This window comes from Dactylosporangium sp. NPDC051087, assembly GCF_055586325.1.
This window is the reverse complement of record NZ_JBVJIJ010000048.1, coordinates 1-4,084: the sequence shown is the minus strand read 5'-3', so window position 1 is coordinate 4,084 and position 4,084 is coordinate 1. Positions and strand designations below refer to the sequence as shown.

The 4,084-nt window shown below is 68.1% G+C and carries 3 protein-coding genes; all 3 read left to right on the top strand.

Annotated features, from left to right (window positions below; all coding sequences use genetic code 11):
* The first annotated feature begins 94 nt into the window (after positions 1 to 94).
* The 3 genes from ACZ6TV_RS50825 (at position 95) to ACZ6TV_RS50815 (ending at position 3,816) form a co-directional block, all read left to right on the top strand.
* Positions 95 to 2,704 (top strand): hypothetical protein, encoded by a 2,610-nt coding sequence (locus ACZ6TV_RS50825; RefSeq protein WP_465308159.1) that lies wholly within the window; start codon positions 95 to 97, stop codon positions 2,702 to 2,704.
* Positions 2,649 to 3,179, top strand: a complete 531-nt coding sequence (locus tag ACZ6TV_RS50820) for an NHL repeat-containing protein (RefSeq protein WP_465308157.1) — start codon at positions 2,649 to 2,651, stop codon at positions 3,177 to 3,179. Before ACZ6TV_RS50825 ends, ACZ6TV_RS50820 begins: the two co-directional genes overlap by 56 nt.
* A 100-nt stretch (positions 3,180 to 3,279) precedes the next feature.
* On the top strand, positions 3,280 to 3,816 hold the full coding sequence (locus ACZ6TV_RS50815) for an SMI1/KNR4 family protein (RefSeq protein WP_465308155.1): 537 nt from the start codon (positions 3,280 to 3,282) through the stop codon (positions 3,814 to 3,816).
* Positions 3,817 to 4,084 lie beyond the last annotated feature (268 nt).

The window sequence follows — 4,084 nt, the reverse complement described above, 5'->3', positions numbered from 1 at the left end:
ACGCAACAAAGAGACTTGTACAAAAAAGTAGCCCCCACCCATGGCCGTTCCGTTGGGGGCTGTTCCCCCCGCGGCGGCAACACCCCCCCCCGCGGTGGTACTGCAGGTTATCGCAAGTAGCATCTTCAGCACCCTGACATCCAGCGGCAGTTACGCGTCGCGGTACGCGACCGTCGCCATCGCCGGGCAGTACCTCTACGCCCTCAACAACAGCGTCGGCGGCCTGCTCAAAGTCGACCTCACCACCGGCGCCAGCACTGTCATCAACCCCAACCTGACCGGTGCCGTCGCCGCCGATGACAGCAACGTCTGGGTCATCACCGGTAGCACCCTGTACAAGGTCGATCCCGTCACGGATGGGGCTCAGCCGGTCACCTCCAACGCCGCCGCCGCGGGACACACGCCGAACGCGCTGCTGTCGGTGGGCGCGTACCTGTACGCAGGCCAGTGGAGCGCGGGCGAGGTCTTCCCTGTCCTGACCCGGATTTCCAAGGCCGACGGCACCGGCAACCTGGTCACCGAGCAGAACCTGACCGACATCACCGGGATCGCCTCCGACGGCGGCACGTTGTTCGTGGCGGATGCCGCAGCGAGCGGCGGACGGGTCTGGTCGGTGACCGGCGGCACGACGTTCTCGTTCCGGGCACCTGCCACGTATCCGCTCATCGACGACGGGTTCGTGCAGACGGTCGCCGACCCCGGCCCGCTGACGTCCGGCAACGGCGTGGCAGTCCTGAACGGGGCCACCTTCCTGGCCGACGGCAACCGCATCATGCGCATCGACAACGCCACCCGCGCGGTCAAGGCCTTCACCGGGTCCGCCAATTCCGTGAGCGCCTGCCGGAGCACCGCCGTCGGCGACACGACCACCTTCTCGTTCTACACGTACTCAGCCAAGCTCCGAGTCGTGGGTACCGACGGCCGGTTCGTCTACGCCACCGACGACTGCGGGGTGCGCCGTATTGACCCGGTCACGGGTGCCGTCACGACCCTGACGTCCGGCGGCAGCTACGCGTCGCGGTACGCGACCGTTGCTATCGCCGGCCAGTACATGTACGCGCTGAACAACAGCGCCGGTGGCCTCCAGAAGATCGACCTTGCCGCCGCCACCAGCACCGTCATCAACGCCAACCTCACCGGCGCGGTGGCCAGCGACGGCGCGAACGTCTGGGTGATCGACGGCAGCACCCTGTACCGGGTCGACCCGGTCACCGGCGTCAAGACGAGCGTGACGACCTCGGCCGCTACCGGCGGCCACACACCGACGGCGTTGCTGTCGGTCGGCCCGTACCTCTACGCGACCCTGTGGAGCCCAGGTGACGTGTACCCGACGCTGACCCGCCTGTCCAAGACGAACGGTGCCGGCAACATCATCGCCGCGGCCGGCTTCACGAACATCACCGGCATCGCCTCCGACGAACGCCAGCTGTACGTGACCGACAACGCCGGCAGCGGCACGACGGTAAAGTCCGTCGCGTCAGCCGAACCGTACCAGTACCCCGCGGCCGCGCCGACGCCCGAGATGGACAACGGGGTGGTGAACCCGGTGCCACTCAGCACGCCGATGACCGGCACCAACGGCGCCGCCGTCATCGGTGACTTCGTGTACACCGCGGACGGCAACCGGATCATGCGGATGCAGAAGTCGACCGGCACGGTGTCGTTCGTCGCCGGCAACACTGCCTCGGTCAGCGCCTGCCGGAGCGCCGCAGCCGGCACGCAGGCCCAGTTCTACACCTACTCTGCCCAGCTGCGGGTGATCGGCGCCGACGGGCGCTACGTCTACGCGACCGACGACTGCGGGGTGCGCCGCATAGACCCGACCACCGGCGCCGTCACTACACTGACGTTGAGCGGCAACTACGCATCGAAGTCGGCGATCGCGGCGATCGCCGGTCGCTACCTGTACACCCTCAACAACAGCGTCGGCGGGTTGACCAAAACCGACCTCAACTCTGGCACCAGCACGGTCATCAACAGCAACCTCACCGGCGCCGTCGCGGCGGACGACACCAGCGTGTGGGTCAGCAGCGGCAGCAGCCTCTACAAGGTCGATCCCGTAACCGGCAGCTACCAGGCCCGCCTCCTCGCAGGCACCGACCGGCGGACGGACCCCGACCGCGATGCTGTCGGTCGGCAGGTACCTGTACGCCAACCTGTGGACGCCGGGCGACACCTATCCGACCCTGGTCCGAATCGCCAAGCAGGATGGCAGCGGCACGCTGATCGCGTCGTCCGGCATGGTCAACATCACGGGTATCGCGACCGACCGGGACAACCTGTTCGTCACAGACGGTGTCGGCCTGAAGGTCGTCTCCGGCGGTGCGGCATACCTGTACCCGGCCGCCGCCAACAGCCCGAACATCTACAACGGCAAGGTCTCGCCGCCGCTCACCGCAGCGGCATCCCTGACCGGCGCGAACGGCGTCGCGGTGCTCAACGGCGCGTCGTTCGTCGCCGACGGCAACCGCATCATGCGGGTCGACAACGCGACCGGGGCGGTCCGGGCATTCGCCGGTTCCACCAACTCGGTCAGTGCGTGCCGGAGCGCCCCGACGGGGGAATCGGCGGTGTTCTACACCTACGCGGCCAAGTTGCGGGTGGTGGGCACCGACGGCCGATTCGTTTACGCGACCGACGACTGCGGCGTGCGCCGCATCGACCCGGGCACCGGCGCCGTCACCTCACTGACGCTGAGCGGTAGCTACGCCTCGAACTACGCGACCGTCGCGATCGCCGGGCAGTACATGTACGCCCTCAACAACAGCGCAGGAGGCCTGCTGAAAATCGACCTCAACTCGGGCAGCAGCAGCATCATCAACAGCACCCTGACCGGAGCGGTCGCCGCCGACGGCACCAATGTCTGGATCGTCAGCGGCAGCACGCTGTACAAGGTCGACCCCACCACCGGCACGTCCCAGCCGGTGACCTCGCAGCTGCCGACGGCGGGGCGCACGCCCACAGCAATGCTCACCATCGGTGGCAGCCTCTACGCCAGCACCTGGAACGCGACCGGCTCCAGCGTTACCGGCCTCATCCGCATCTCGACAGCGAACGGCACGGCAGCCGCCGTCGGCGCCCCACCGTTCGGCAGCATCACCGGCCTCGCATCCGACGGCACGAGGCTGCTCGTGGCCGATGCGGCCAGCACCACCAGCCAGGTGGTGGCGATGAGCTGAACCACGCCGACCGGGCCGGCCTGTCCACCATGTGGGGACAGGCCGGTCGTAGCCGTCGAACCCGGCCGGAGCGGCACCGCCACCAGGTACGATCCGCATCATGACCTTGGTCGCGGATCTGCAGGTCGTTGAGGAGTTTCTCCGGGCGAACGCCGCCGCGACCTACGCCACGCTCCGCCCCGGTCTGACCGACGCCGGCGTCGAGGCACTCGGTCAGCGGTACGGGTTCCCGATCCAGCCCGACCTTGCCACGCTGCTGCGGTGGCATGACGGGTGCGCGTTCACGACCGCCGCCTTCCAGCTATGGACCGACTACGCGTTCCTGGACTCCGCGCAGCTGGGCAAGGAGCGCGACGAGGCGGTGCAAACGCGGCCCCCGACGCGCTGGGACCGGTACTGGGTGCCGATCGCCTCCGACTTCGGCGGTGACCACATCGTGGTGGACCACTCCGGTGCGACACCGGACCACCCCGTCTTCCGCGTCGGTGTCGTCGGGGGAAGGGACCCGCGGTTCCAGTGGCCGTCGCTTGCGCACCTCGTGGCCCACTTCAGCGCGGCCCTGCAACACGGCACCCCGCTCAACGGGCGTGCCGCGGTGTGCGCCGACGGACGCCTCGAATGGCCCGACGCCGGGTAGCCGCGGTTCGACGGACGCCGCTACCGGGACTGGGCAGTACTCCAGCCGCATTTCAAGTATGCCGAGTCTTTGCTGGTAGTGGCCGGTTCGGGCCCCGAACTGGTGGCGGCGATGCCACCGTGACCACCGATCGATATGAAGCATGGGACCATGCGCATCATGCGGAACCTGATCTAGGTGACTGGTGTTAAACGATGGTCTGGCCCGGAGGGCCAGACCATCGTTGTCGTCTTGCGGGGTGGGGTTCGGCGGCGGGTTGAGGTTGGGT

Bases quoted from the DNA above. Each gene is read 5' to 3' on its own strand.
- ACZ6TV_RS50815 (WP_465308155.1), top strand. From the start codon at position 3,280: ATGACCTTGGTCGCGGATCTGCAGGTCGTTGAGGAGTTTCTCCGGGCG.